The organism is Streptosporangium vulgare, from assembly GCF_042428775.1.
GTDB lineage: Bacteria > Actinomycetota > Actinomycetes > Streptosporangiales > Streptosporangiaceae > Streptosporangium > Streptosporangium vulgare.
Window position 1 is genome coordinate 418,292 of the sequence record NZ_JBHMBS010000001.1, and the last position, 25,935, is coordinate 444,226.

Annotated in this window: 23 protein-coding genes; 12 read left to right on the plus strand and 11 right to left on the minus strand. The window is 72.1% G+C overall.

The features are described 5' to 3' along the window. Positions 1–55 precede the first annotated feature (55 nt). The 3 genes from ACFFRH_RS01840 (at position 56) to alc (ending at position 3,691) form a co-directional block, all read left to right on the plus strand. Entirely contained in the window at positions 56–1,297 is a 1,242-nt protein-coding gene (locus tag ACFFRH_RS01840; RefSeq protein WP_344745013.1) for a glycerate kinase, read from the plus strand. A gap of 26 nt (positions 1,298–1,323) precedes the next feature. Beyond that, on the plus strand, positions 1,324–2,637 hold the full coding sequence (gene allB / locus ACFFRH_RS01845) for an allantoinase AllB (RefSeq protein WP_344745012.1): 1,314 nt from the start codon (positions 1,324–1,326) through the stop codon (positions 2,635–2,637). 91 nt (positions 2,638–2,728) lie between these two features. Next, positions 2,729–3,691 carry an allantoicase gene (gene alc, locus ACFFRH_RS01850; protein WP_344745041.1) on the plus strand — a complete coding sequence of 321 codons (963 nt, stop codon included), beginning with the start codon at positions 2,729–2,731 and terminating at the stop codon, positions 3,689–3,691. 19 nt (positions 3,692–3,710) lie between these two features. On the opposite strand, the gene pknB is transcribed toward alc, so the two are convergent. The 4 genes from pknB to thiO form a co-directional block, all read right to left on the minus strand. After that, complete coding sequence (pknB, locus tag ACFFRH_RS01855; RefSeq protein WP_344745011.1) at positions 3,711–5,651, minus strand: Stk1 family PASTA domain-containing Ser/Thr kinase; 1,941 nt, start codon at positions 5,649–5,651, stop codon at positions 3,711–3,713. A 75-nt stretch (positions 5,652–5,726) separates the two neighbouring features. After that, positions 5,727–6,524, minus strand: a complete 798-nt coding sequence (locus ACFFRH_RS01860; protein ID WP_344745010.1) for a thiazole synthase — start codon at positions 6,522–6,524, stop codon at positions 5,727–5,729. 33 nt (positions 6,525–6,557) lie between these two features. Continuing rightward, positions 6,558–6,758 (minus strand): sulfur carrier protein ThiS, encoded by a 201-nt coding sequence (gene thiS / locus ACFFRH_RS01865; protein WP_344745009.1) that lies wholly within the window; start codon positions 6,756–6,758, stop codon positions 6,558–6,560. After that, positions 6,755–8,107: a glycine oxidase ThiO gene (gene thiO, locus ACFFRH_RS01870; RefSeq protein ID WP_344745008.1), complete on the minus strand. Its 1,353-nt coding sequence runs from the start codon at positions 8,105–8,107 to the stop codon at positions 6,755–6,757. Before thiO ends, thiS begins: the two co-directional genes overlap by 4 nt. A 325-nt stretch (positions 8,108–8,432) precedes the next feature. On the opposite strand from thiO, the gene ACFFRH_RS01875 reads away from it, so the two are divergent. From ACFFRH_RS01875 to thiE, 3 genes are read left to right on the plus strand one after another with little or no spacing between them, the layout of a single operon-like run. Next, positions 8,433–9,611: an NAD(P)/FAD-dependent oxidoreductase gene (locus ACFFRH_RS01875; protein ID WP_386153567.1), complete on the plus strand. Its 1,179-nt coding sequence runs from the start codon at positions 8,433–8,435 to the stop codon at positions 9,609–9,611. A 50-nt stretch (positions 9,612–9,661) separates the two neighbouring features. Continuing rightward, complete coding sequence (locus tag ACFFRH_RS01880) at positions 9,662–10,036, plus strand: Rv2175c family DNA-binding protein (protein ID WP_344745006.1); 375 nt, start codon at positions 9,662–9,664, stop codon at positions 10,034–10,036. Continuing rightward, the gene (gene thiE, locus ACFFRH_RS01885; RefSeq protein WP_344745005.1) at positions 10,014–10,655 is read left to right on the plus strand and encodes a thiamine phosphate synthase; all 642 of its coding nucleotides are present in this window, start codon (positions 10,014–10,016) and stop codon (positions 10,653–10,655) included. Before ACFFRH_RS01880 ends, thiE begins: the two co-directional genes overlap by 23 nt. 200 nt (positions 10,656–10,855) lie before the next feature. Here thiE and ACFFRH_RS01890 read toward each other — a convergent pair whose 3' ends face one another. Beyond that, positions 10,856–11,923, minus strand: coding sequence for a polyprenyl synthetase family protein (locus ACFFRH_RS01890; protein WP_344745004.1), 1,068 nt, complete (start codon positions 11,921–11,923; stop codon positions 10,856–10,858). A 416-nt stretch (positions 11,924–12,339) separates the two neighbouring features. Here ACFFRH_RS01890 and metF point away from each other — a divergent pair, with 416 nt between their 5' ends. Then, on the plus strand, positions 12,340–13,272 hold the full coding sequence (gene metF / locus ACFFRH_RS01895; protein ID WP_344745003.1) for a methylenetetrahydrofolate reductase [NAD(P)H]: 933 nt from the start codon (positions 12,340–12,342) through the stop codon (positions 13,270–13,272). Positions 13,273–13,499: 227 nt separating this feature from the next. Here the strand turns inward: metF and ACFFRH_RS01900 are convergent, their stop codons facing one another. Together ACFFRH_RS01900 and ACFFRH_RS01905 are read right to left on the minus strand one after the other, a co-directional pair. Continuing rightward, entirely contained in the window at positions 13,500–14,048 is a 549-nt protein-coding gene (locus tag ACFFRH_RS01900; RefSeq protein WP_344745002.1) for a GNAT family N-acetyltransferase, read from the minus strand. Between the two features lie 398 nt (positions 14,049–14,446). Next, positions 14,447–14,923 (minus strand): YbaK/EbsC family protein, encoded by a 477-nt coding sequence (locus ACFFRH_RS01905; protein ID WP_386153573.1) that lies wholly within the window; start codon positions 14,921–14,923, stop codon positions 14,447–14,449. 119 nt (positions 14,924–15,042) lie between these two features. Between ACFFRH_RS01905 and ACFFRH_RS01910 the strand changes: the two genes are divergently transcribed. Then, entirely contained in the window at positions 15,043–15,855 is an 813-nt protein-coding gene (locus ACFFRH_RS01910) for a L,D-transpeptidase family protein (RefSeq protein ID WP_386153576.1), read from the plus strand. A 744-nt stretch (positions 15,856–16,599) separates the two neighbouring features. Continuing rightward, positions 16,600–17,049, plus strand: coding sequence for an SAV_6107 family HEPN domain-containing protein (locus ACFFRH_RS01915; protein WP_386153579.1), 450 nt, complete (start codon positions 16,600–16,602; stop codon positions 17,047–17,049). A 299-nt stretch (positions 17,050–17,348) separates the two neighbouring features. Here ACFFRH_RS01915 and ACFFRH_RS01920 read toward each other — a convergent pair whose 3' ends face one another. The 4 genes from ACFFRH_RS01920 to ACFFRH_RS01935 form a co-directional block, all read right to left on the minus strand. Next, positions 17,349–18,479 carry a PP2C family protein-serine/threonine phosphatase gene (locus tag ACFFRH_RS01920; RefSeq protein WP_386153582.1) on the minus strand — a complete coding sequence of 377 codons (1,131 nt, stop codon included), beginning with the start codon at positions 18,477–18,479 and terminating at the stop codon, positions 17,349–17,351. Between the two features lie 218 nt (positions 18,480–18,697). Continuing rightward, positions 18,698–19,192, minus strand: coding sequence for a transcriptional regulator BldD (bldD, locus tag ACFFRH_RS01925; RefSeq protein WP_344749608.1), 495 nt, complete (start codon positions 19,190–19,192; stop codon positions 18,698–18,700). 483 nt (positions 19,193–19,675) lie between these two features. Beyond that, positions 19,676–21,100, minus strand: coding sequence for an amino acid permease (locus tag ACFFRH_RS01930; RefSeq protein ID WP_344749607.1), 1,425 nt, complete (start codon positions 21,098–21,100; stop codon positions 19,676–19,678). A gap of 226 nt (positions 21,101–21,326) precedes the next feature. Further along, positions 21,327–22,571 carry an arginine deiminase gene (locus ACFFRH_RS01935; RefSeq protein WP_344749606.1) on the minus strand — a complete coding sequence of 415 codons (1,245 nt, stop codon included), beginning with the start codon at positions 22,569–22,571 and terminating at the stop codon, positions 21,327–21,329. A 441-nt stretch (positions 22,572–23,012) separates the two neighbouring features. Here ACFFRH_RS01935 and pyrR point away from each other — a divergent pair, with 441 nt between their 5' ends. From pyrR to ACFFRH_RS01950, 3 genes are read left to right on the plus strand one after another with little or no spacing between them, the layout of a single operon-like run. Next, positions 23,013–23,594 carry a bifunctional pyr operon transcriptional regulator/uracil phosphoribosyltransferase PyrR gene (pyrR, locus tag ACFFRH_RS01940; RefSeq protein ID WP_344749605.1) on the plus strand — a complete coding sequence of 194 codons (582 nt, stop codon included), beginning with the start codon at positions 23,013–23,015 and terminating at the stop codon, positions 23,592–23,594. Continuing rightward, positions 23,591–24,520, plus strand: coding sequence for an aspartate carbamoyltransferase catalytic subunit (locus ACFFRH_RS01945; RefSeq protein ID WP_344749604.1), 930 nt, complete (start codon positions 23,591–23,593; stop codon positions 24,518–24,520). Before pyrR ends, ACFFRH_RS01945 begins: the two co-directional genes overlap by 4 nt. Further along, positions 24,520–25,839, plus strand: coding sequence for a dihydroorotase (locus ACFFRH_RS01950; RefSeq protein ID WP_344749603.1), 1,320 nt, complete (start codon positions 24,520–24,522; stop codon positions 25,837–25,839). Before ACFFRH_RS01945 ends, ACFFRH_RS01950 begins: the two co-directional genes overlap by 1 nt. Positions 25,840–25,935: the final 96 nt, after the last annotated feature.

A 25,935-nucleotide genomic window follows, 5' to 3' on the forward strand; every position in this document is an offset into this window, starting at 1 on the left:
GTCCGCTCGTACCGGCCGGGGACGCGTGCCCCCCATCCGTCACCAGGGAGCAGGGTTGTCTGAGTCGTCGGGACACGTCGTGATCGCCCCGGACAAGTTCAAGGGCTCGCTCACCGGCGCCGAGGTCGCCGCGCGGGTCGCGGCCGGCCTCGGGCCCGGCGTCGCCACGGTCGCGCTGCCGGTGGCCGACGGCGGTGACGGCACCGTGGACGCCGTCGTGGCCTGCGGGTTCACCCGCGTCGAGGTCGAGGTCACCGGTCCCGTCGGCGAACCGGTCCTCGCCTCCTACGCCTGGCGCGACGCCTCCTCACCGGGGGACGCCTCGTTGGGAGGGGACGTGCCGACGGCGGTCGTCGAGCTGGCCGAGGCGTCCGGCCTGCGGCGGCTGCCGGTCGCCTCCGGGCCCGCCGCCCAGGAGGGATCCCCCGCGCACGAGGGCGTCGAGCTGGCCCCGCTCACCGCGACCAGCCACGGCACCGGCGAGCTGATCGCCCACGCCGTACGGCGCGGGGCCCGGCGGGTCGTGCTCGGCCTCGGCGGCAGCGCCTGCACCGACGGCGGCACGGGCATGATGCGGGCGCTCGGCGTCCGCTTCCTGGACGCCGAGGGGCGGGAACTCCCCTTCGGGGGAGCGGCCCTCCGTGACCTGGAAAGAATCGACACCTCCGGACTCATCCCGATCGACGGGGTCGAGTTCGTGGTCGCGGGCGACGTGGACAACCCGCTGCTCGGCCCGCACGGCGCCGCCGCCGTGTACGGACCGCAGAAGGGCGCGAGTCCCGACGACGTGAAGCTGCTCGACCGGGCCCTCGCCCGGCTCGCCGCCGTCGCCGCGCACACCCACGGCCTGGTCGGGGCCATCGAGCACGACGGCGTCGTCCGCTCGATGGGCGTGGCCGGGCAGCCGGGCGCGGGCGCCGCGGGGGGCGTGGGCTTCGCCGCGCTGGCCTTCCTGGCGGCCGACTTCCGTCCCGGCATCGACTATCTCCTGGAGCTGCTCGGCTTCCGCGACCGGCTTGAGGGCGCGCGCCTCGTCATCACGGGCGAGGGCTCGCTCGACGAGCAGACGCTGCGCGGCAAGGCACCCGCCGGGGTCGCGAGCGCCGCGGCCAAGGCGGGGGTCCCGGTCGTCGCGGTCTGCGGGCGCCGCGGCCTCGGCGACGAGGAGCTGAACGCGGCGGGCATCACGGCCGCCTACGCGCTCACCGACATCGAGCCCGACCCGGCCGTGTGCATGTCCCAGGCGGGCCCGCTGCTGGAACGGCTCGCCCGCACGGTCGCGGAGAGACACCTCTGACAGGACAGGACAGGAACGGAGAGCGGATGAGCGCAGCGGCTGAGGACGTACCGGATCTGGTCATCCGGTCCCGCAGGGTCGTGCTGCCCGGGGGAGAGGGACCCGCGGCGGTCGCCGTACGGGACGGGAGGATCGTCGGGGTGCACGCCCACGACGCCGGGCCGGACGCCGTCGAGCGGGTCGACCTCGGCGACGTCGCGCTGCTGCCCGGCCTGGTCGACACCCACGTGCACGTCAACGAGCCGGGCCGCACCCACTGGGAGGGGTTCGCCTCCGCCACCCGGGCGGCCGCCGCGGGCGGGGTGACCACGATCGTGGACATGCCGCTCAACTCGCTGCCACCGACCGTGAACGCGGACGCCCTGGCCGTGAAGCGCGAGGCGGCGGACGGGCAGTGCGCGGTGGACGTCGCCTTCTGGGGCGGGGCGATCCCCGGCAACGTCGAGGACCTGCGGGCACTGCACGAGGCGGGCGTGCGCGGGTTCAAGTGCTTCCTGTCCCCGTCGGGCGTGGACGAGTTCCCGCCGCTGGACGCGGACGGGCTGCGGGCCGCCATGGTGGAGATCGCCTCCTTCGACGGCCTGCTGGTCGTCCACGCGGAGGACCCCGCGCTGCTCGCCGACCCCGAGGGGCCGGGATACCCGGAGTTCCTCGACTCCCGGCCCGGAGAGGCCGAGCGCCGCGCCGTCGAACGGGTCGCCGCGCTGGCGGGGGAGACCGGGGTGCGGGCGCACATCCTGCACGTGTCGTCCGCATTGTGCCTGGAACCGCTGGCGAAGGCGAGGCGGGAGGGGGTGAGGCTCTCCGCGGAGACCTGCCCGCACTACCTCACGCTGATGGCCGAGGAGGTGCCCGAGGGTGCCACCCAGTTCAAGTGCTGCCCGCCGATCCGCTCCTCGGCCAACCGCGACGAGCTCTGGCGCGGTCTCGCCGACGGGGTGCTCGGCTGCGTCGTCTCCGACCACTCGCCGTCCACCCCCGACCTGAAGGTGCCCGACTTCGCCGCCGCCTGGGGCGGGATCTCCTCCCTCCAGCTCGGCCTCACCGCCGTCTGGACCGAGGCGGCCCGGCGCGGGCACGGCCTGGGCGACGTCGTGCGCTGGATGGCGGGGAACCCGGCCGAGCTGGCGGGACTGCGCGGCAAGGGCGCCATCGCCGTGGGCGCGGACGCCGACCTGGTCGCCTTCGACGCCGACGCCGTCCACACCGTGGACGTCTCCGCCCTGCACCACAGGAACCCGGTCACGCCCTACCACGGCAGGACGCTGGTGGGCGAGGTCCGTACGACGTGGCTGCGCGGCCGGGCCGTGGGGAACGATCCCCAGGGCACCCTCCTGTAGCACGACGTCGCCGAAACGATCCCGGTCCGCGGTGGGACCGCCACGGCGGCCCGGCCGGTTCCCCGCGAGAAAGGTTCTCTCCTTGACCGAAATGACCGAACCGACCGGATTCACCGCGCTGCCCGACCTCGCCCTGCGCACCCTCGGCGGCTCGGTCATCGCGGCCAACGACGAGTCCTTCGCCGAGAGGGAGAGCCTCATCAGGCCGGGCCGCCCCGGCTTCATGCCGCACACCTTCGGGGCCAAGGGCCAGGTCTACGACGGCTGGGAGACCCGCAGGCGCCGCGAACCCGGCCACGACTGGGCCCTGGTCAGGCTCGGCATGCCCGGCGTGGTCAGGGGCGTCGTGATCGACACCGCCTGGTTCAAGGGCAACTACCCGCCGTACGCCTCCGTCGAGGCCGCCGAGGTCGAGGGCTACCCCACGGTCGCCGAGCTGGAGACGGCCGACTGGGTGGAGATCGTTCCCAGGAGCGACCTCAAGGGGGACGCCGAGCACCTCTTCGCGGTGTCCGGCGAGCGCCGCTACACGCACGTGCGGCTGAACATGTTCCCCGACGGGGGCATCGCCCGCCTGCGGGTGCACGGCGAGGTCAGGCCCGACCTGTCCCTGTACGAGGGCCTCGGCCTGGACCTGGCCGCCCTGGAGAACGGCGCGCTCGTCACCGCCTGCTCCAACGAGTTCTACTCCTCGCCCAACAACGCCATCTCACCCGGCCTCGCCCGCCACCAGGCCGAGGGCTGGGAGACCGCCCGCCGCCGCGACGACGGCAACGACTGGCTGGTGATCCGCCTGGCGGGCGCCGGCGTCGTCAGCCTCGCCGAGATCGACACCACCAACCTGGTGTTCAACGCCCCCGCCGAGGTCTCCGTCACGGGCACCGCGGACGGCACCACCTGGTTCCCGCTGCTGCCCAGGACCCGCCTGCTGCCCGACACCCGGCACCGCTTCCGCATCCGGGACGCGCCCGCGGCCACGTACGCCAGGGTGGACATCCACCCCGACGGCGGCCTGGCCCGGATCCGCCTGCACGGCTTCCTCGCCGAGGGCTGACCCGCGCCGGTGCGGGGTGTCAGTACCAGATGGTGACCTGGGTACCGGGCGGGACCGCCTGGCCGCCCGGCGGGAGCTGGGCCAGCACCCTGCCCTTGCCCAGGGTGCGCTTCAGCTTCACCGTGACCCCCGCGGCGCGCAGCTCGTCTCTCGCCGCCCGGTAGTCCTTGAACACGATGTTCGGGATCACGATGACGTTCTGGCCGCCGTCACCGGGCGGGGGCTCGCCCTCGCGCTCCCAGGGCCAGCGCCAGTCGCCGCCGCACTGCGACAGGGTGAGCCGGACCACCGCGCCCCTGTCGACCTCGGCCTTGGGCTGCGGGTCCTGGGCGATGACGGTGCACGGCTGGGCGGAGTCGGTCTGCTCGACGAACTCGGGGACGAACCCGGCTCCGCGCAGCACCTGGTCGGCCTGGTCGCGGGGCATGCCCCTGATGTCCGGCATGACCAGGCCCGCGCTCACGACCAGGTCGAGCTTGCTGTTCTCCTTGACCGGGTTTCCCACGGCGGGGATGGTCCGCATCACCTGGCCGCGCGGCACGGTCTCGCTGGCCTGCTTCCTGACGTCGTCGACGAGGAGGGAGAACTTCGCCAGCTCGCTCCTCGCCTGCGGTTCGGTCATGCCCACCACGTTGGGCACCGCCACCCGCTTGGGACCGGCCGAGGCGATGAGGACCAGCCTGCTCTGCGGCTCGGCCTCGGTGCCGGCCCCGGGCTCGGTGCGCAGCACGATCCCCTTGGGAACCTTCTCGTCGTGCTCGGCCTTGCCCGTCTCGACCGTGAAGCCGCTGCGCCTGGCCTCGCTGGTGGCGGCCGTCACGTTCTTGCCCACCAGGGTGGCGGGCACCACGATGGAGGTGTTCTGCGAGAACAGCCAGCCGGTCACCCCCACCGCGATCACCATGACCACGGCCAGCCCGATCAGGAACCAGCGGGCCCCCGACCCCCTGCGCGCCCTGGGGGCGGCCTCGTGGCGGTCGCCCGCCGGGCCGGTGAGCAGGTCGGCGCGGGGCTGGATCAGCGTGTGGTTCGCCGGGGCGGGAGGCGCGGGCGCGGCCATCTCGTGGCCGTGCGGCGGGCCGACGGGGACGGACGGCACCGGGCCGCTCTCCCTGGGCAGCATCCGGTGCGCCTCGACGGCGGCGACGAGCAGCGCGGTGGCGTCCGCCGGACGGCTCGCGGGGTCGCGGGCCGTCGCCCTGGCCACCAGGGTGTCGAGCAGCGGGGGAGAGCCGGGCAGCAGCGCCGAGGGCACGGGCACCGTGTCGTGCACGTGCCGGTAGGCCACCGACATCGGGGTCTCGCCCTCGTACGGCTGGCGGCCGGTCAGGAGCTCGAACAGCATGATGCCGGCCGCGTAGACGTCGCTGCGGGCGTCGGCGCCGCCGGAGGTCACCTGCTCGGGCGACATGTAGCCGATGGTGCCGATCATGACACCGGTGCGCGTCTGGTTGCTCGCCTCGATCGCGCGGGCGAGGCCGAAGTCGACGACCTTGACCCGGCCGTCGTTGGCGAGCAGCACGTTCTCCGGCTTGACGTCGCGGTGGATGAGGCCGGACTGGTGGGCGGCGCCCAGCGCGGCGAGGACGGGGATCATGACTTCCAGCGCCTCGCGGGCGGGCAGCCTGCCCCGGGCGCGGAGCACGTCGCGCAGGGTCCGCCCCGGCACGTACTCCATCGAGAGGTAGACGTTGTCGCCGTCCGTGCCCTGGTCGAACACGTGCACCACGTTGGGGTGCGACAGGCTGGCCACCGACTTGGCCTCGCCGATGAAGCGCCGCACGAAGGCGGGGTCCTCGGCGAGCGAGCGGTGCATCACCTTGACGGCGACCGTGCGGTCGAGCCGGACGTCCAGGGCCAGATAGACGGTCGCCATTCCGCCCCGGGCGATCCGGGACTCGACGCGGTAACGCCCGTCGAGGAGTTTCCCGACCAGGGGGTCCGTAAGCGTCGTGTCCACGTGGCCGAGTTTACGGGCGATTTGGCGCCGACAGGATGCCTGAATCCCAAACCGATGCCGAGACGTGGTGGTTTTCTATCGATCAACCGGGGGTCGGCCGTCGATCGAGGGAGAGGAGGCTTCCGCGTAGCGGCGCCGGGGTATCCGCCCGGCCATTCGCGCCGCCCGGCCTGCGGAGACGGCCGAACGCATCGCCTGGGCCATCAGGTCGGGACGCTGTGCCCGGGTGACCGCGGTGGCCAGCAGAACCGCGTCGCAGCCCAGCTCCATGGCGAGCGCCGCGTCGCTGGCCGTGCCGATCCCGGCGTCCAGGATCACCGGCACGCTCGCGAACTCCACGATCAGCTCGATGTTGTGCGGGTTGCGGATGCCCAGCCCCGAGCCGATCGGCGCGCCCAGCGGCATCACCGCCGCGCAGCCGGCCTGCTCCAGCCTGCGCGCCAGCACGGGGTCGTCGCCGATGTAGGGCAGCACCGTGAACCCGTCGGCGACCAGCCGCTCCGCCGCGTCGAAGGTCTCGATGGGGTCGGGCAGCAGGGTGCGCTCGTCGGCGATGACCTCCAGCTTGACCCAGTTCGTCTCCAGCGCCTCCCTGGCCAGCCTCGCGGTCAGCACGGCCTCGCCGGCGGTGAAGCAGCCCGCGGTGTTCGGCAGCACCTTGATGTCGCGCCGGCGCAGCACGTCGAGCACCGAGCCCCGCGCGGACGGGTCGAGCCGCCGCATCGCGACCGTGGTCAGCTCGGTGCCCGAGGCGGCGAGCGCCTGGTCCAGGACCTCCAGGGACGGGGCGCCCCCGGTGCCCATGATGAGGCGGGAGGAGAACTTCTCGCCGCCGATGATCAGATCGTCGGTCGCGTCCATCGTGTATGTCATGTCCGCAGTGTCCGCAGTGTTCGTCATCGCCGGTCAACCTCCCTGAACCGCGGTGAGCACCTCGACGCGGTCGGCCTCCGCGAGCGCGGTGGACTCCCAGGCGCCGCGCGAGACGACCTCGTCGTTCACCGCGACGGCCACCCCGCTCCGCACGCCGGTCAGCCGCTGTACGGCCTGCGCGACGGTCGCCCCCGGGGGCAACTCGTGCGCGGCGCCGTTGATGGTCACGTTCATCGGTACTCCTGCGGTGTGTACTCCGTGTGCTCCCGGAGGCGGGGTTCCCGCGGCGGGTGCTCCCGGGAGTCGTGTTCCCCGGAGCCGGGCTCCCGGGGAGCGTGCTCCTGCGGGGCCCGCTCCTGTGCGGGGCGTTCCCAGGAGGCCCGCTCCTGTGCGGGGCGTTCCCGGGAGCCGGGCTTCCGCGGGGTGTGCTCACGGGAGTCGTGCTCCCGGAACCGGAGGGGTGAGCAGATCGCGGAGAGTTCCGGACCCGTACCTCCCACCTCACCTGCCTCGCCCATCTCGCCCACGCAGAGGTCGGCGGTGAGCGGCGCGAGCAGGACCCCGCCCCGGTGGTGCCCGGTGGCCAGGTGGAGGCCCGGCACGATCGTGGGGCCGATCAGCGGCAGGTTGTCCGGGGTGCCGGGGCGCAGCCCCGCGGCCACCTCGGCCACCTCCAGCTCGGTCACCCCGGGGACGAGCTCCCGCGCGTCGCGCAGCAGCTCCCACAGCCCCCCGGCGGTGACGCGGGTGTCGAAGCCCATCTCCTCCTGGGTGGCGCCGAGGACCAGTTCGCCGTCGCCGCGCGGCACCAGGTAGACGTGCGAGCCGTGGACGACCCCGCGCACGCACCGCCGCAGGATCGGCGCGGGGGAGCGCAGCCGCATGATCTGGCCCTTGACGGGCCGCACCGGGGGCAGCGCCTCCGGGGGCACCCCCTCCATGGCGCCCGACCAGGCTCCGGTGGCGAGGACCACCCGGTCGGCGCCGACGGTCTCGCCGCCCGCCAGGCGCACTCCGGTGACCGTTCCCGAGGAGGTGAGCAGCTCGGCCACCCGGGCGCGTACCAGGGCGCCGCCCGCGCGCTCCAGGGCCGCCAGGAGCGCCGCGGTGACCCTCCGGGGGTCCACCCAGGCGTCGCCGCCCGCCAGCAGGCCGCCCCGGACGGCGGGGGCCAGCATGGGCTCCAGGCGGCGGCACTCGCGGCCGGTGAGCCGCTCGGCGGGCAGTCCCAGCCTGGCGGTGAAGGCGGCGAGGTCGTCCAGCGCGGCCAGGTCGTCGGTGCCGAAGGCGACGTCGAGCGTGCCGTCGGTGCGGTGGTCGAGATCATGGCCGCTCGCGTCGGCCAGCTCGGCGGCGAAGGAGGGCCAGCGCTCCAGGGAGGCCAGGCCCAGCCGCAGCAGCGGCTCCTCGGTGTAGGTGACCTCGCTGACCGGGGCCAGCATGCCCGCCGCCGCGTGCGAGGCGCCGGAGGCCGGCGCGGGGTCGGCCACCGCCACCCTCAGGCCCCGGCGGGCGGCACGCCACGCCACCGACAGGCCGATCACGCCCCCGCCGGCGACGAGAAGATCGAAATGGTCCGCCATACGTGCTCCGCTCCCTTCGCCGGCATGACCCGGATCAGGTTCGTGGCGGTCGAGGGCTCGCTCGCGGCCGCTTTCGGGACCTCGTCGCCCGTGCCGTGCCCGATCGCGCCCCAGGGCGCGTCTCCTCGCACATCACCAGCTCACAGGGTCCTTCTACGCCCGCAGCCCTCCTCTCAGCCCGGTGCGTTCCGGGCTCCCGCGCGTCTTCACCCCCACCTTAAGGGTTCGGGCAACACGCTTAGCGCGCCAGATGTGAGGTAAATCCCGTTTTCGTTATCAACGACCGTTGGTAGGAGTACGGGGTTCCCGCTTATGGTCGGGAAGTGTGAATCATGTCGTGGTGGTTGGCGCCGGCCTGGCCGGCGTGCGCAGCGTCGAGGCGTTACGGGCCCGTGGGTTCGGCGGCAAGATCACCTTGATCGGAGAGGAACGGCACCGGCCCTACGACCGGCCGCCCCTGTCCAAGGGGGTGCTGCTCGGCGAGACCGACTCCACGGTCGTCGACTCCGACCTCGACGCGCTTGAGGTCGACTTCCGCGCGGGCGTGTCCGCCAAGGGGCTCCACCCCGGCGTGGTCGAGACCACCGAGGGCGAGCTGGCCTACGACGGCCTGGTCGTCGCCACCGGCGCCCGCCCGATCAGGCTGCGCGGCGACGGCCCCCAGCACGTGGTGCGCACCATCGACGACGCGCTCAGGCTGCGTTCGCTGCTCGGCGAGGGGACCACGGTCGCCGTGATCGGCGCGGGCTGGATCGGCGCCGAGGTGGCCACCGCCGCCCGCAGGGCGGGCTGCGCCGTGACCGTCGTCGAGGCCGCCGACACCCCGCTGGCCGCCGCGCTCGGCCAGGTCGGCGCGCACACCGTCCCCTGGTACGCCGAGGCGGGCGTCGACCTGCGCCTGGGCACGATGGTCGCCTCCGTCGACCACGGAGGGCTCACCCTGGCCGACGGCTCGGCGATCGAGGCCGACGTGGTCGTCACCGGCGTGGGCGTGCGGCCCGCGACCGAGTGGCTCGCCGGGTCCGGCATCAGGCTCGACAACGGCGTGGTCACCGACGAGCACCTGCGCACCTCGCTGCCCGACGTGGTCGCGGTGGGCGACTGCGCGGCCTGGTGGTCGCGCCGCTACGGCATCCGCCTCCGCGTCGAGCACTGGGACACCGCGCTGGGCGCCCCGGACGTCGCGGCGGCCACCCTCGTCGGCGACGCCGCGGTCTACGACCCGGTCCCCTACTTCTGGTCCGAGCAGTTCGGCCACATGGTCCAGTACGCGGGCCACCACGACGGCGCCCGCCTCGTCCTGCGCGGCGACCCGGCGGCCGAGGGAAAGCCCAGGTGGGCGATCTGCTGGGTGACCGACGACGACCGGCTCACCGCGGTGCTCTCCGTCAACCGGCCCCGCGACCTCGTCCAGGGGCGCCGCCTCATCGAGGGCGGGCAGCGCCTCGACGTCGATCGCCTCGCCGACCCTGCGATAGCGTTGCGCGATTGTACGGTGGCGTAACCTCGCCGCCAGGTGTTTGGCGAAGGGCTCGATGTGGTAGTGGTGGATTCGTGACGCTTTCTGTTGCGCAGATCGACCGGGAAACCGACCAGCTGGTGGGCGAGTGGCTCACCCTGACCGAGGTGGCCAGAAGGCTCAACCTGAGCGCCGGTCGCGCCAAGCAACTTCTCAAGGACCGCAAGCTCATCGGAGTGCGCAGGGGCGGTGGCGAGCCACAGGTCCCCGCCGCGTTCCTCGTCGAAGGAGACGTCGTCAAGGGCCTCCCCGGCACCCTCACGGTGCTCCTGGACGCCGGATACGACGACGTCGAGTCCCTTCGCTGGCTCTTCACCCCAGACGACACGCTGCCGGGATCGCCGGTCGACGCGATCGTCGCGGGCCGCCACACCGAAGTGAAGAGACGTGCCCAAGCCCTCGGTTTCTGACGCCCGCCTGTATCTCTGTACGGACGGGCGGCGTGACCGGGGAGACCTCGCGGACTTCCTCGACGCCGCCCTCGCGGGCGGGGTCGACATCGTGCAGCTGCGCGAGAAGGGTCTCGAGGCGCGCGAGGAGCTCGATCTCCTCGCCGTCTTCCGCGAGGCCTGCGACCGGCACGGCACCCTCCTGGCCGTGAACGACCGGGCCGACATCGCCTACGCGATCCGGCCCGACGTGCTCCACCTCGGCCAGGACGATCTGCCGGTGCGGGTCGCGCGCGACATGCTCGGCGACGACATCCTCATCGGGCGTTCCACTCACGCCCCCGAGGAGGCGTCCGCCGCGGCCGTCGAGCCCGGTGTCGACTACTTCTGCTGCGGCCCGATCTGGCCGACGCCCACCAAGCCCGGCAGGTCCGCCCCGGGCCCCGGCCTGCTCAGGCACGCCGCGGCCCTGGAGACCGACCGGCCCTGGTTCGGCATCGGCGGCATCGACCTCGCCAACCTGGACGAGGTCATGTCGTACGGCGTGCGCCGGGTCGTGGTCGTGCGGGCGATCACCGAGGCCGACGACCCCAAGGCGGCGGCCGGGGAGTTCAAGCGCAGGCTGACCGCCCCCGCCTGAGCCTGAGGCCCTTCCGCCCGGCGAGGACCGCGTCCCCGGCCGGGCGGGCAGGTCTGCCCGCGCGCCGGTCCGCCTGCCCGCGGACCCGCCGTCAACCGGTCTGCTCACGGACCCGTCGTCAACCGGTCCGCCCGCGCCCGCCGCCGACCGGTCTGCTCGCGGACCCGTCGCGAGCCGGCCGGATGGCGCCGGGCGCGCGGTCAGGTCCGCCGGGAGGTGGCGGCCACCGCGAGGTCGGCCAGGGCCGCGCGGGCCTCGGGAAGGATCGGGGCGCCCTCCAGCGAGCCGAGGGCGTTCTCCAGATACCCCTTGATCAGGTCCTCGCACGCCACCAGGGCCCCGGTCTCCTCGATGATCCGGCGCAGCCGGTCGATCCCCGCCTCGTCCAGGCCGGGGTCGCCCAGCGTGGTGCGTACCACCTGGGCCTGGGACTCCGAGGCCGCGGCCAGGGTGCGGGCGATGAGCATGGTCCGTTTGCCCTCGCGGAGGTCGTCGCCGGCCGGTTTGCCGGTCTCGTCCGGGTCGCCGAACACGCCGAGGATGTCGTCGCGCAGCTGGAAGGCGATGCCCACGGACTGCCCGTACTCCTCGCAGAGCCGGTCGATCCACGGTTCCCTGCCCCGGGCGGCCAGCACCAGGCCGAGCCGGAGCGGCTGCTCCACGGAGTACTTGCCGCTCTTGAAGAGGGCGACCCGCAGCGCGCTGTCGAAGGTGCCCTCGCCGTGTGCCTGCTCCAGAAGATCGAAATACTGTCCGCACATCAGCTCGGTGCGCATGTCGTCGTGGACCTTCTGCGCCGCCGCCAGCGAGGCGGCCGGCAGGCCGCTGTTCCGCCACATCTCACCGGACCAGATGAGCATCAGGTTGCCGAGCAGGATGGCCGCCCCCTCGCCGAACTGCTCGGCCGAGCCGTGCCAGCCCGCCTTCCTGTGCAACTCCTCGAACCTGCGGTGCGCCGAGGGCATGCCCCGGCGCAGGTCGCTGGCGTCCATCACGTCGTCGTGCACCAGGGCGCTGGCCTGGAGCAGCTCCAGCGAGGCCGCGGCGGCGAAGAGCGCGGGATCGTCACCCCCGCCCGCGCCACGCCAGCCCCAGTAGCAGAAGGCGGGTCGCAGCCTTTTGCCGCCCGCGAGGAAATCCTCGGCCGCGGACACGAGCGGGGCCAGCTCCGGGGCGCTGACCTGTGGGCGCTGTTGTTCGACGAATCGCCGAAGGGAGCGGTCCACCTCGGACCGGATCGTGTCCAGCGCGGCTGCAGAAGTGATCATCGAATACCTCCAGTGTGGAGACCCTGGGCTTCAGCTCTGGGGGGGAAACGCGGTACGTTGCCGTGCGTCCCGGCAGCGTGACCAGCGATGATGACGCACCGACCACCGTACGCACGATCGACAAGAACCTCTCCGCCGGTCCGGCGGAGAGGTGAGACGCCTGTGGGGCCGATGTGACGCACGACACCTCCGGGCTCCTTGCGACTGGTGGCGAGGCAGGAAACCCAATCTATGAAAATTGGAAACCCCCGGCCATCGACGGCGGGAGGAGGTCAGGTAATGAGATTAACGGTCCAAGGGGACATTTCGATCTAGAGGGGTGGTTGTTTTGCGCGGTAATTGACACAAGGCCGTTCTACGCGGGGCTGACAAGATCTGATCGGGCACCCGGGCGGCCGGGCAAGTATCCTTGCCCCATGGCTCTGGGTCGCGCATCAGTCCTCCCCGATCGTGTCGCCACCGTCCGCGAGCTCCTCGCCGCCGGTGCCCGCTCGTTCTCCTTCGAGTTCTCGCCCCCGAAGACCGACGAGGGGGAGCGTCAGCTCTGGCGCGCCGTCCGCGAGCTGGAGTCGCTGCACCCCACCTTCGTGTCCGTCACCTACGGCGCCGGCGGCAGCACCCGCGACCGCACCGTCGACATCGTCGAGCGGCTCGCCCGCGAGACCACGCTCACCCCGGTCGCCCACTTCACCGCCGTCAACCACTCCGTCCGCGAGCTGCGCCACCTGATCGGCCGCTTCGCGGGGGCGGGCGTGCGCAACATCCTCGCCGTGCGGGGCGACCCGCCCGGCGACGTGACGGGCGAGTGGGTGCCCCACCCCGAGGGCGTCCTGTACGCCGAGGAGCTGGTCAGGCTCATCCGCCAGTCGGGCGACTTCTGCGTGGGCGTGGCCGCCTTCCCGTACAAGCACCCCAGGTCGCGCACGATCGAGTCCGACACCGAGTACTTCGTGCGCAAGTGCCGTGCGGGCGCCGACTACGCGATCACCCAGATGTTCTTCCGCGCCGAGGACTACCTGCGGTTGCGTGACCGGGTGGCGGCCAGCGGCTGTGACACGCCGATCATCCCCGGGATCATGCCCGTCACGCAGATGAGCACCATCGCCAGGTCCGAGCAGCTCTCCGGCGCGCCGTTCCCGCCTGAGGTGGCCGAGAGGTTCGCGGCCGTCGCCGACGATCCGGCCGCCGTGCGCAGCCTCGGCATCGAGCACGCCGCCGAGCTCTGCCAGACCCTGCTCGACGAGGGCGCGCCCGGCATCCACTTCATCACCTTCAACCGCTCCAGCGCGACCCGCGAGGTCTTCCAGGCCCTCGACCACACGCCGGAGGTCGCTCCGCTGCAGGGCTGACGCCGCCGTGTCGTGCTCCGCTCCCGCCGGGGCACGGCATCCGACGGTCTTGCCCGGCTGGCCCTGTCCGGCCCGGACGGCATCCCGTGGCCTTGGTCCGGTGTCTCTTGTCCCGGGCCGGAGCCCCGGCCCCCCTGTGGACGCGCTCGGCGCCCGGCCGGGTCGGCCCACGCGGCCCGGTTCCCGGCAGGGCGTCCCGGCGGTGACCAGGAGCCCTGGCCGGTGGCTCAGCCGTCCAGCGGCAGGACGGTCCCGAGGATCGCGTAGCGCTCGTGCCCGCCGGGGAAGACGAACTGCGTGAGCAGGTCCACGAAGCCGATGCTCCGGTAGAGGTGCCGGGCCGCGGTGGGCCGGTCGCGGGTCGAGAGCACGGCGGTGCGCTCCAGGCGGCCCGCGCATATACCCGCGATCATCGCCCGGCCGATGCCCTTGCCCTGGTAGTCGGGATGGACGTGGATCTCGGCGAGCTCCAGCGCGTCACCCAGCCAGCCGCGGGCGCTGCCCTCACCGTGCTTCTCCACGAGGGCCCGCCTGACCACGTCGTGCCACCACTGGCCGGGAACCCCGTGGAAGCCGTAGGCGATGCCCACCGGCGTGCCGTCGGCGCGCTCGGCGAACAGGCAGGTGAAGGCGGGATGGGTGGCGTGGTTTCCCATGATGAGCCTGCGGCCGGCGATCTGGTCGGCGGGCGGGTTCATCGCCTCGGTGTAGACGTGGAGGACCGCGTCCAGCCGGAGCGTGAACTCGTCGGGGCCGATCCGTCGCAGTCCGATCACGCGTCGCACCCTAGCAGTGCGGACGTGACGCGGGTCGGCACGAGACGTGAGAGCGGTGCCCGGCGTCCGCCCCAGGGTTTCCCGGCCGATCCCGCGCGCTTTCGGACCCGGCCGCGAGGAGCCTGACCGGCCCCTCGCGGCCCCTCGTGGTTCGGCTCGGCTCGTGCGGGGGCGTAGGGGCGTACGGGATCCCGCGGCACTCCGTGCCATGACGGTCTCTCGTGGCCAGGGGCCTCGGGGGCGTGGCGTCCCGCGGTCACGGGGGCCGGTGAGCGCGGTGCTTCGTGAGTGCGGCGCCCTGGCTTCGTGAGTACGGCTGGGTGCGGCTGAGTGCGGCGGCCTGTGAGTGCGGCGTCTCGCGGTGGTACGCGCGGGCGCTCAGGTGTGGTGGGGAGCCGTCATTCGACCTCTACGGGGACCCCGCCGGTGATGCGGACGAGCTCCTCGAAGGAGGTCGGGAAGACGGTGTGCGGATGGCCGGCGGCGGCCCAGACGACCTCGTGCTTGCCCAGCCAGGTGTCGACCAGGGTCCTGACCGGCGCGGGGTGGCCGATCGGGGCGACGCCGCCGATGACCTGGCCGGTGGCCGCCCGTACGAAGGCGGGGTCGGCGCGCCGCACCTTCGCCACGCCGGCGGTCCTGGCGATCAGGTCGGTGTCGACCCGGTGGGCTCCGCTGGTCAGCACCAGGAGCGGCTCGCCGTCGGCGTCGAATATCAGGCTGTTGGCGATGGCGCCGACCTCGCAGCCGAGCTGCGCGGCCGCGGTGGCTGCGGTCGGGGTGGCCTCCGCGAAGATGACGATCTCGCCGGGAACGTCGTGCTCGCGCAGGACGGCGGCGACCTTCTCGATGTTCGGATGCAACTTTTCTGGCACGCGGACACTCTAAACAGATTGACCGTTGATTGCCGCTTTATAACCGGCGGCCTGCACGGGGAACCCGTGCGCTATGGTCCCTTGACCCGATACATAGTGATATGAGGAGTTGATTGAAAGTGGGGGTTGGACAGCGGCAGGGAGTGGCCGCGCTGATGACGGCGGGGGCCGTGCTCCTCTCTTCCGCGGGCATCACCCTTTCCGCGAGCGCCGCCGCGGCCCAGACATCGGCCTCCCCTGCCGTCACGGTGGTGACGGCCGTGAAGGCGACGGGGGCGAGCCCGTTCGTCGCGCCGGGCAAGACGCTCAAGCTCGGCGCGAAGGGCGCCACGGTGAAGGTGCTCCAGACCCGGCTGGCCGAGCTCGGCTACGCCCCGGGCAGGATCGACGGCCGCTACGGCGGGGCGACCCTGGCGGCGGTCTGGGCCTTCCAGAAGGTGAACGGCGTCACGCCGACCAGCACCGTGGCGCGCAGGACCTGGGACGCCCTGGAGGCCCCGGTGGCGCCGAAGGTGCTCGTTCCCAACGGGAAGCCGACCCGGGTGGAGGTCAACCTCGCCAAGCAGGTGATGGTCCTCTACGTCGGCGGTGTGGTGAAGCTGGTCAGCCACACCTCCTCCGGCAGCGGGATCTCCTACTGCGAGACGGCCACCTGGGAGGGCAAGGCCCAGCGGTTCTGCGGTGACGCCCGCACGCCGACGGGCGACTACAAGACCACCTGGCGCCGGGACGGCTGGCACAAGTCCTACCTGGGTCAGCTCTACAACCCGATCTTCTTCAACGGGGGCATCGCCTTCCACGGCGCGCTGTCGGTGCCGCTGGCTCCCGCCTCCCACGGCTGCGTGCGGCTGCCCATGCATGTGGCGGAGGTCCTTCCCGGTCTGCTCGGTACGGGAGTGCCGGTGCACGTCCGAGGCAGGTTCGTCCGCTAGGGCGGCTTCGTCCGCCAGAGCGGCGGACGCCAGGGCGGCTTCGTCCGGTAGGGCGGACGCCAGGGTGGCGGAGCGGCTTCGTCCGGTAGGACGGTGAAGCGGGTGATCCGGCGGGCGTGACCTCGCCGGCCGCGAAAAGGGCCCCGGGAGACGGTGATCTCCCGGGGCCCTTTTCGCGCTCTCTCGCACATCGATCTCCCGGAGCTCTCGTGCGTCCTCTCGCGCACCGATCATCTGCGTTCTTTCGCGCTCTCTCGCACACCGATCATCTGGCGTTCTTTCGCGTTCCCTCGCGCACCGGTCTCCCGGCGTTCTTTCGCGTTCTCTCGCGCGTCGGTCTTCCGGACTCTTCCGTGTTCTCTCGCGTACTGATCTCTCGGCGCCCTTCGGTGCCATCTCGCGCGTCGATCACCCAGAGCCTTTCCGCGTGCCCTCGCACGTCGACCACCGGCGCCTCCCAGGTCTCTTAGGCACTCGAAGATCGAACTTTTGTTCGCCGTTTTACTTGACAGTATTAGTGATCGAATTTATGTTCGATGTGATGACACGGGGCTCGCGGCTCGTGTCCAAGGGCGGCCGATCGGGTCCTCGTCGTCGGCGGAGACGATCGGGCCAGGTCAGGACGGGCGGGGAGAGGGGAAGCTCCTCGTCCGGCCGTCCGGCGGATTTGTCGGTGGGGTCTGCGAGTGTGATACCGCCGGTGAAAACGCCGGAGCCGCTTGCGACCAAGGAGGCTGAAGCACTATGACCCCTCGGCTCGGCGATTCCGGTGGGCCCCGGTTGTCCCCCACGGTGCGGGCGCACCTCACAGACGCGCGCGACTGCCTCGAAGAGGCCGCCGCCGCCCGGACTTCGGCCGCGCGCTACGTCGCGGCCCACCTCGCCGCGCTCAGGGCGGCCGCTGCCGTCCTGGCGGCCCGTCCCCGTCCCATGGAGGGCCGCAGGAGGCGCAGGCTGCGCAGCGCCTGGGAGATGCTGCCCGAGGCCGAGCCCCGCCTGGCCGAGTGGGCACCCTACTTCGAGACGAGCGCGGCCAAGCGGGCCGCCGCCGAGGCGGGCCTGACCCGCACGGTGTCCTCGCGAGACGCGGAGGAGCTCATCTCCGAGGCGGAGCGTTTCGTCACCGCCGTGGAGAACCTGCTCGGCGTGCCGAGCCAGCCCATGCTTCCCGGCCAGGTCCCTCTAGCCGGTTAGAGCCGGAGCGGCCACCCATCCGGGGTCGCCGCCCTGGCTCACCGGCGCCGTCCCCGTACGTCCTCGTGCCCAGGGGTCCTCCCGGCCGGCGCGGGACGTACGGGGACGTTTTTCGCGTGGCCTGCCTCGTGTCGCCTGTCCCGCGCGGCCTGTTTTTCAGGCTCCCCGTCCTCGCGCCACCCGTCCCCGCGCTGCTCGCCTTCGGTCCCTCGTCCTCGCGCCACCCGCCTTCAGGCCGCCCGCCCTCACACTCCTGCCCCCACTCGTCCCCACGCCGTCCGTCCGAGCGGCGTCCGGCCTCACGCCGCCGTGGAGTTCTGGCGGGCGGCGCGGTGACGTAGCAGGAGCATGGCGGCGTCGTCGCCCAGCGGCCTGCCCACGTGGCTGAGCAGGTCGGCGCGGAGGGCGTCCAGCGATCCCTGGGGGTCGTCGCCCTCCAGCAGGTGCGCCCGCTCCAGCAGCGGGTAGAACTCGCCCGCCGCGTCGCGCGCCTCGACGACCCCGTCGGTGTAGAAGAGGACCTGGTCGCCCGGCTCGAACGGGATGTGGTGCGGCTGCGGCTCGCTGGCCTTGAGGGCGCTCATGCCCAGCGGGAGCGCCTCGTCCGGCGGTTCGGCGAACCAGATCCCGCCCTCGGCGTCGAGCACCATGGGCGCCGGATGGCCGCAGTTGATGACGGTGATGGTGGAACCGCCGCTGATCTCGGCCAGCACGGCGGTCACGAACTGCTCGCCGGACAGCTCGCGGGTCAGAGCGTTCTCCAGACGCGCCACGACGCCCTGGAGCGTTCTCTCGTCGTGGGCCGCCTCCCGGAAGGCCCCGAGCACCACGGCGGCCGTCTCCACGGCCTCCAGGCCCTTGCCCTGGACGTCTCCCACGATGATCCGCACCCCGTGCGGGGTGGTGACGACCTCGTACAGGTCGCCGCCGATCCTGGCCTCGGCCGTGGCGGAGGTGTAGGAGACGGCGACGCCGATACCCGGTCCCGCGCGGCGGGGCACCGGGCGCAGCAGCACCCGCTGGGCGGCCTCGGCCACCGAGCGAACGTCGGCGAGCTGGTGCTCGTGGCGCAGCCGCCCGGCGCTGGCCAGCACGCTGGCCACGGTGACGCCGAGGATGGCGACGAGGGTGATGTCGGTGCGGGGCATCCAGAGGATGTCGTTGTAGGCGCCGAGCGCGAAGCACAGCACCAGGGCGACGACGCCGACCACGGTGGTGCGGGCCAGGCCGCACGCCACACTGGCGAAGGCCGGGCCGAGGGCGAGCAGCGGCAGGAGGCCGGACGTGGGGCCCGAGCCGAAGTCGATCAGGGCCACCACGGCCATCACGACGAACGGCAGGAGTTTCAGGGTGTCCTGGGTCTTGCTGGTGCCGATCGAGGTCAGCAGGCGCAGGAAGGCGCGCGTCCTGGTCGATCCCAGCGACGTCATGACGGCGCTGAGGCGGGTTTTCCGGCTGGATCGAGAGTGATCGAGCCGATCATCTCCCGAAGCCATGTCCACCACATCTCGCTAAACGCATGTTTGCCTTTTCCTACCACAGTGGCGGTGGCCCGGGGCGGGACGAAGGACACGTTCTGCCGAGAGAGCAGGAATCTCTGCGGGGTGGGCACGCCGGTTCCGGCGCACCCACGACCGGTCAGGGGTCGTCAGAAGGCCTCGACGGCTCGGCGAGCCTCCGGGTCCAGGACGCCCCAGCTGATGAGCTCCTCGGTGAGCTCGCTGGGGGACTTGTCGTAAATCACGGCGAGGGAGCGGAGGTCCTCCTGGCGGATGGACAGCACCTTGCCGTTGTAGTCGCCACGCTGGCTCTGGATGGTGGCCGCGTAACGGGCGAGCGCGCCCGCCTTCTCCTTGGGGAGCTGGGCGAGACGCTCAAGGTCGATCACAAGCTTCGGTGTCGGGCCCAGGGGGCTGGGAGCGGCACCTCCCGGCAGCAACTCCGAGACCGGCACCCCGTAGAAATCGGCCAGCTCGGCAAGCTTCTGCACGGTGACAGCACGGTCGCCACGCTCGTAGGAGCCGACGACGACCGCCTTCCAGCGCCCGCGGGACTTCTCTTCGACTCCGTGCAGGGACAGGCCCTGCTGGGTGCGAATGGCGCGGAGTCGTGCACCCAGCGACTTGGCGTACTCAGACGGCATGGTGTGGCCCCCCGGCTCTGTTATGTAGTGCTCTCAACTTGATTGTGCTACCTCGCAACTTATGCCCCGTTCACCGGGTTGGCGCCCGGGGTAGGCACCTTCGGTGACCGATGCGTCAGGGTTCACCCGATAACGCCACGAGGTGTGGTTACGGACAGTGACGGTAAAGCTGTGGGCGCCTAAGGTCAAGCTGATTGGAAAAAAGATGTCGAATCCGGTCCGGTGGGGTCCGCCTCAAACGCCGCACTTGTCCTACTTCGCATCGCGAAACCTCCGGTTTTTCCGGGACTTCCGGCGGATTTCCGCCTCTTCTTTGGGATTCTGGGGGGCGTCGTCCCCGGCCGTCGCGACAGGCGTATGATCTTGAAAGACGCGACGGCGGGCGATACCCGGTGCGACGGTCCCGCGCGGCCGGAGGCGGGGATCGGCGTGCCCGCGTGCCGGTCCGGCGGCTCTCCCGCCCCCTCAGGGGCAGGGGGGCGGTCAGCGGGTGCCCTGGTTGAGACGCGAGTGGCGATAGCCGTAGAGGAAGTAGGCGAGCAGGCCGACCGCCATCCAGATCCCGAAGGCGAGCCAGGTGACGCCGGCCAGTCCGGCCATCACGACGAGGCAGAGGACCACACCGAGGATCGGCGTGACGGGGAAGAACGGTGTCCTGAAGCCGCGGGGCAGGTCGGGGCGGGTGCGGCGCAGGACGAGCACGCCCGCGTTGACGATCGCGAAGGCGAACAGGGTGCCGATGCTGGTCGCCTCGGCGAGCTGGCCCAGCGGGATGAGCCCGGCGAGCACGGAGACGAAGGCGGCCACGATGAGGGTGTTGGCGACCGGCACCCGGCGGCGCGGGCTCACCCTCTCGAAGATCTTCGGAATCAGGCCGTCGCGCGCCATGGCGAACAGGATGCGCGTCTGGCCGTACAGCACGGTCAGGACCACGCTCGCGATGGCGATGGCCGCGCCGAAGGAGATGACGAGACCGGGCCAGGTGGCGCCCGCGGCCTGTTTCGCGATCACGGCGAGGCCCGCCTCGGTGCTCTCCGGGTCGAACTCCCGCCACGGCATGGCGCCGACGGCGGCCAGCGCCACCAGGACGTAGACGAGCGTGACGACACCGAGGGACAGCATGATCGCCAGGGGGAGGTCGCGCCTGGGGTTCCTGGCCTCCTCCCCGGCGGTGGAGGCCGCGTCGAAGCCGATGTAGGAGAAGAACACCTGCGAGGCGGCGGCGGTGACGCCGGCGATCCCCATCGGGGCGAACGGCGCCAGGTTGCCCGAGTCGAACGCGGTGAACGCCACGGCGCAGAAGAACGCCAGCACCACGACCTTGACGACGACGAAGACGGCGTTGGCGCCCGCGCTCTCCGAGGCGCCGCGCAGCAGCAGCCAGGTGGCGAGCAGGACGATCAGGATCGCGGTCAGGTTGACCACACCGCCCCGGTCGCCGGGGGAGTGCACGAGGGCCGCGGGGAACGTCCAGCCGAGCAGGTCCCGCAGGAAGACGTTCAGGTACTCGCCCCAGCCGACCGCCACGGCCGCCACCGAGACGGCGTACTCCAGCATCAGGCACCAGCCGCACACCCACGCCACCAGCTCGCCCAGGGTGGCGTACGCGTACGAGTACGACGATCCGGAGACGGGGATCGTGCCGGCCAGTTCCGCGTACGACAGCGCGGAGAACAGGGCGGTGACCGCGGCGAGCAGGAAGGCGGCCAGCACCGCGGGGCCCGCCTTGGGCACGGCCTGGCCGAGGATCACGAAGATGCCGGTGCCGAGGGTGGCGCCGACGCTGAACAGGGTCAGCTGCCACAGGGTCATGCTCCTGCGCAGCTCGCCGCCCTCGCCGCGGCCGCCCTCGGCGACGATCTCCTCGGCGGGCTTGGTGCGGAACAGCCGGCGCGTCAGCGAAGCCATCCGTTCTCCCCCTCCACTGTGGCCCGTGTGGTGATGGCCCGCCCTGCCGGGAGGACGGACCAGACCTGTTTCCCGGGACATCTTCCGGCAGGCCTTTCGGGAGGTCTTCCGGGAGATCTTCGGGGAGACGCGGGCCCTCCGGGAGGAGGGGGTCTTCCGCGCGCGTCGCGCGGGACCCCGCGTTCCGGACGGCGAACGGGAGAGCGGCAGGGGAGCAGGGGAGGGGTCAGATCCCGTCGCGTTCGAGCGGGCAGCTCATGCAGCGCGGGCCGCCCCGGCCCCGGCCGAGCTCGCTGCCCCGGATCGTGATGACCTCGATCCCGTTCTCGCGCAGGTGGTTGTTGGTGGTGGTGTTGCGCTCGTAGGCCACCACCACCCCGGGACGCAGGGCCAGCACGTTGCAGCCGTCGTCCCACTGCTCCCGCTCGGAGGCGTACACGTCCTGCGTCGCGCTGAGGACCTTGATGTCGTCCAGCCCGATCGCCCGCGCGATGGCCCGGTGCATGTCCTCGGGGGGATGGTCGGTGATCTTGAGTTCCTTCTCGTTGTCGCCGGGCTCGACCGTGTAGGAGGGCAGCATGCCCAGCCCGGCGAACTTGGTGAAGACGCCGACGTCCACGTTGGTCATGACCGTGTCCAGGTGCATGAAGGCCCGTGCCTTCGGCATGTCCAGCGCGACGATCCTCGTCGCCGCCCCCCGCTTGAACAGGCTGCGCGCGAGCATCTCGACGGCCTGGGGCTGCGTGCGCTCGCTGATCCCCACCAGCACCGCGCCCCGGCCGATGACGAGCACGTCGCCGCCCTCGATGGTGGCGGGCGCCGCGGGGATGCCGGGCATCCAGACGTTGTAGCCGCCCTCGTCCGGCCGGTCGTATCCGGGCGCGAAGGCCGGGTGGTAGCGGTAGATCGCCTCCATGTTGACGGTCTCGCGGCGGCGGGCCTTCTTCCTCATCGCGTTGATCGAGACGCCGTCGTAGATCCAGCAGGAGGTGTCGCGGGTGAACAGGTGGTTGGGCAGCGGGGGCAGGACGAAGTCGTCCGGCTTGAGCGTGTGGAAGGCGAGGCTCTTGGGGTCGGTGCCCATGTCCACCAGCTCGCGCTTGGTGATGCCGCCGGTGAGATAGCGCTGGAGCACGACGGAGTCCATCGAGTCCAGCGCGTTGCGGATCGCGTCGACGGCCATCGGGCCGAAGTAGCGCTCGTCGGCGACGCCGTCCAGGATGTGCTTGCGCGCCTCGGGGATCTCGACCGTCTCGCGGAGCAGGTCGGAGAGCATGTAGACGGTGACGCCCTGGTCGACCAGGAGCTCCTGCCACTCCTCGTGCTCCTCCACGGCGCGCTGCACCCACAGCACGTCGTCGAAGAGGAAGTCGTCCTTGTTCGACGGCGTGAGCCGTTTCAGGGCGAGTTCCGGCCTGTGCAGCAGGACCTGGTGGAGCCGGCCGACCTCGGAGTCGACGTGAAAGGCCATTTCTCTTCCTTCGCGGCTGGAACGGCTGGTGCGGCGGTGCGGCGGGTGTGGCTTGCGCTTTCGGTGCTCCTGGTGCTCCTGGTGCTCCTGGTGCTCCTGGTGCTCCTGGGCCTCTGGTGACGGGCGCGGCCGGCGGCGGGGCCGCCGGGAGGCGCCGGGAGGCGACCGGAAAGCCGTCGGGCCGGCCACGCCCGGGGCGTGATCGTCGTGCTTCGCTCGGTACGGATGTTCGGTGCGGATGTAAAGCGCATACCCGAAGAACCAAGGGGAAGTCAGCGAAGATCGTGATATTCATTCACTTTTGAGAAGATTGCTGGGCAGGATCTTCGGCGTCCGCGGAGCGGACCCCCTGTTCGGGCGAGCCTTCGCCCGGCTGGTACCGTGAAGGCGTTGACTTCCTTTAAGACCCGTCCCGTGAGGCGGGGAAGGTGGTGTCTCTCCTTGGCCGAGGCCATTTCGCGTCCGCTCCCGCATGCGCAGGGCAACGCCCACGCCGTTCTGGAGGGGCCCGACATCAACCGGGCCCTCGTCCGCATCTCCCACGAGATCCTTGAGCGCACCAAGGGCGGCGAGAACGTCCTTCTCCTGGGCATCCCCACCCGCGGCGTCCACCTGGCCCGCCGCCTGGCCGCCCACATCAAGCAGTTCGAGGACCGAGCGGTGCCCGTCGGCTCCCTCGACGTCACGATGTACCGCGACGACCTCCGGCTGCGTCCCGCCCGCGCGCTGGGCCGCACCGAGCTGCCCGCCGACGGCATCGACGGCAGGGTGGTCGTCCTCGTCGACGACGTCCTCTACTCGGGCCGCACCGTCCGCGCCGCCCTCGACGCCCTCAACGACCTGGGCCGCCCGCAGGCCGTGCAGCTCGCCACCCTGGTCGACCGGGGGCACCGCGAGCTGCCCATCCGCCCCGACTACGTGGGCAAGAACCTGCCGACCTCCAAGTCGGAGAGCGTCAAGGTCTACCTGGAGGAGAACGACGGCCGCGACGCGGTCCTGCTGCTGAAGGAGGAGGACCGGTGAAGCGACACCTCATCTCCGCGGCCGACCTGACCCGCGACGACGCCCTGCTCATCCTGGACACCGCCGACGAGCTGGCGAAGATCTCGGAACGTTCCATCAAGAAGCTCCCCACCCTGCGGGGCCGCACGGTGGTGAACCTCTTCTTCGAGGACTCCACCCGGACCAGGATCTCCTTCGAGGCCGCCGCCAAGCGCCTGTCGGCCGACGTCATCAACTTCTCCGCCAAGGGCTCCAGCGTCTCCAAGGGCGAGTCGCTCAAGGACACCGCGCTCACCCTGGAGGCGATGGGCGCCGACGCCGTCGTGATCCGCCACGGCGCCTCGGGCGCGCCGCACCGGCTGGCCGGCTGGGTGCGCGGCAGCGTCGTCAACGCCGGCGACGGCACCCACGAGCACCCCACCCAGGCACTGCTCGACGCCTTCACCATGCGCCGCCGCCTGGGCCCGCTGGACGGCAGGAAGATCACCATCGTCGGCGACGTGCTGCACAGCCGGGTGGCCCGCTCCAACGTGCTGCTGCTGGCCACGCTCGGCGCCGAGGTGACCCTGGTCGCCCCGCCGACCCTGTTCCCTGTCCAGGTCGACTCCTGGCCGTGCGAGGTCTCGTACGACCTCGACGCGGTGCTGCCCAAGTCCGACGTGGTGATGATGCTGCGCGTGCAGCGCGAGCGCATGAACGCGGCGTTCTTCCCCACCGAGCGGGAGTACAGCCGCCGCTACGGGCTCGACCGCGACCGCGTCGCCAAGATGCCCGACCACGCCATCGTGATGCACCCCGGCCCGATGAACCGGGGCATGGAGATCGCGGCCGAGGTGGCCGACTCGCCGCGCTCGACGATCGTCGAGCAGGTCGCCAACGGTGTGACCGCACGCATGGCCGTCCTTTACCTGCTGCTGGGCGGCGCCGACCTCGGGGGAGAGATCTGATGAACGACCGCATCGGGGCCACGCGTGACGGCATCGTCATCAGGGGCGCCAGGATCCTCGGCGGCGAGCCGGCCGACATCCTGATCCGCGACGGCCTCCTGGTGGAGATCGGCCGGGGGCTGACCGGGGGCGAGATCGTCGAGGCCGAGGGGCTGATCGCCCTGCCCGGCCTGGTCGACCTGCACACCCACCTGCGCGAGCCCGGCCGGGAGGACGCCGAGACCGTCGACACCGGCACCCGCGCCGCCGCCCTCGGCGGCTACACCGCCGTGCACGCCATGGCCAACACCGAGCCGGTCGCCGACACCGCGGGCGTCGTCGAGCAGGTCTGGCGCCTGGGCCAGGAGGCGGGCCACTGCGACGTGCAGCCCGTCGGCGCCGTCACCGTCGGCCTGGGCGGCGAGCGCCTCGCCGAGCTCGGCGCGATGGCCGACTCCGCCGCGCGGGTCCGGGTCTTCTCCGACGACGGCAAGTGCGTCTCCGACGCGGTGCTCATGCGCCGCGCCCTGGAGTACGTCAAGGCGTTCGACGGTGTCGTCGCCCAGCACGCCCAGGAGCCGCGCCTCACCGCGGGCGCGCAGATGAACGAGGGCGCGGTCTCCGGCAGGCTGGGTCTGACCGGGTGGCCCGCGGTCGCCGAGGAGGCGATCATCGCCCGCGACTGCCTGCTCGCCGCCCACGTCGGCTCGCGCCTGCACATCTGCCACGTCTCCACGGCCGGTTCCGTGGAGATCATCCGCTGGGCCAAGTCCAAGGGCTGGGACGTCACCGCCGAGGTGACCCCGCACCACCTGCTCCTCACCGACGACCTGGTCGAGGAGTCCCCGGTCGGCTCCTACAACCCGATCTACAAGGTGAACCCGCCGCTGCGCACCCGCGCGGACGTCGAGGCGCTGCGCGAGGCCCTGGCCGACGGCACGATCGACTGCGTGGCCACCGACCACGCCCCGCACCCGGTCGAGGACAAGGAGACCGAGTGGGCCGCCGCGGCGATGGGCATGATCGGCCTGGAGACGGCGCTGGCCGTGGTCCAGGAGGCGATGGTCGACACGGGGCTGCTCGACTGGGCCGGTGTCGCCGAGCGTATGTCCCTCGCCCCGGCCAGGATCGGCAGGCTCCAGGGTCACGGGCAGCCGATCGAGGCCGGGGCCCCGGCCAACATCACCCTCTACGACCCGTCGGTGCGTGCCGCGGTCGACCCCGCGGGTTACGCTTCCAAGAGCCGCAACACGCCCTACGAGGGCCTGACGCTGCCCGGCCGCGTCGTGGCGACCTTCCTGCGCGGCAGACCGACCGTCCTGGACGGAAAGCTCACGTGAGGGCACCCGTCCGCCGCCCCCGGACCGCCGCGATCCTCGCGGCCTCCGGGGCCTTCGCGGGACGCGGGTGTGTCCCGCTCGACGGGGGCACAGCGA

Excerpts from the sequence above, each read along its gene's own strand:
- allB (WP_344745012.1), top strand. The coding sequence starts at position 1,324 with ATGAGCGCAGCGGCTGAGGACGTACCGGATCTGGTCATCCGGTCCCGC.
- alc (WP_344745041.1), top strand. The coding sequence starts at position 2,729 with ATGACCGAACCGACCGGATTCACCGCGCTGCCCGACCTCGCCCTGCGC.
- ACFFRH_RS01860 (WP_344745010.1), bottom strand. The coding sequence starts at position 6,524 with ATGACATACACGATGGACGCGACCGACGATCTGATCATCGGCGGCGAG.
- thiS (WP_344745009.1), bottom strand. The coding sequence starts at position 6,758 with ATGAACGTGACCATCAACGGCGCCGCGCACGAGTTGCCCCCGGGGGCG.
- thiO (WP_344745008.1), bottom strand. The coding sequence starts at position 8,107 with ATGGCGGACCATTTCGATCTTCTCGTCGCCGGCGGGGGCGTGATCGGC.
- ACFFRH_RS01890 (WP_344745004.1), bottom strand. The coding sequence starts at position 11,923 with ATGATCACTTCTGCAGCCGCGCTGGACACGATCCGGTCCGAGGTGGAC.
- metF (WP_344745003.1), top strand. The coding sequence starts at position 12,340 with ATGGCTCTGGGTCGCGCATCAGTCCTCCCCGATCGTGTCGCCACCGTC.
- ACFFRH_RS01915 (WP_386153579.1), top strand. The coding sequence starts at position 16,600 with ATGACCCCTCGGCTCGGCGATTCCGGTGGGCCCCGGTTGTCCCCCACG.
- ACFFRH_RS01920 (WP_386153582.1), bottom strand. The coding sequence starts at position 18,479 with ATGACGTCGCTGGGATCGACCAGGACGCGCGCCTTCCTGCGCCTGCTG.
- bldD (WP_344749608.1), bottom strand. The coding sequence starts at position 19,192 with ATGCCGTCTGAGTACGCCAAGTCGCTGGGTGCACGACTCCGCGCCATT.
- ACFFRH_RS01930 (WP_344749607.1), bottom strand. The coding sequence starts at position 21,100 with ATGGCTTCGCTGACGCGCCGGCTGTTCCGCACCAAGCCCGCCGAGGAG.
- ACFFRH_RS01935 (WP_344749606.1), bottom strand. The coding sequence starts at position 22,571 with ATGGCCTTTCACGTCGACTCCGAGGTCGGCCGGCTCCACCAGGTCCTG.
- ACFFRH_RS01950 (WP_344749603.1), top strand. The coding sequence starts at position 24,520 with ATGAACGACCGCATCGGGGCCACGCGTGACGGCATCGTCATCAGGGGC.